The sequence below is a fragment of the Tamlana crocina genome, from assembly GCF_012037625.1.
Genome location: NZ_JAAVJS010000485.1, coordinates 1 through 362, shown reverse-complemented (window position 1 = coordinate 362; position 362 = coordinate 1). Strand labels below are relative to the sequence as shown.

Below are 362 nucleotides of genomic sequence, written 5' to 3'. Positions count from 1 at the left end.
TCAGGATTCCCATGGCAAAAGTGAGATCGTAAGCAGAACCTTCTTTCCGGAGATCGGCGGGTGCCATATTTATTGTGATCTTTTTTCCCGGAAGATGGAAGCCGACATTTTTAAGGGCCGCAGCGATTCTAAAACTACTCTCTTTGACTGCACTATCAGGAAGTCCCACGAGATGGTATGCAATGCCGGTATCTACGTTCACTTCCACGGTGATTGTGGTGGCTTCCACGCCAAAGACAGCACTTCCGTATACTTTTACCAGCATTAAAAAATTCTTTTTTTAAATGTAATAAAAATTTCGGCTTAAGGCGTTCAGGCTGAATTTTAAACATTTATTTATGAGTTATACAAAAAGAGATTCA

At 40.9% G+C, this 362-nt stretch carries 1 protein-coding gene; it reads right to left on the bottom strand.

Going from position 1 to position 362, the window contains the following annotated elements; translation table 11 throughout:
• The coding region (locus HC176_RS17710) for a magnesium chelatase domain-containing protein (RefSeq protein WP_280818721.1) at window positions 1-265 on the bottom strand (265 nt) is incomplete at its 3' end.
• Between the last annotated feature and the right edge of the window lie 97 nt (window positions 266-362).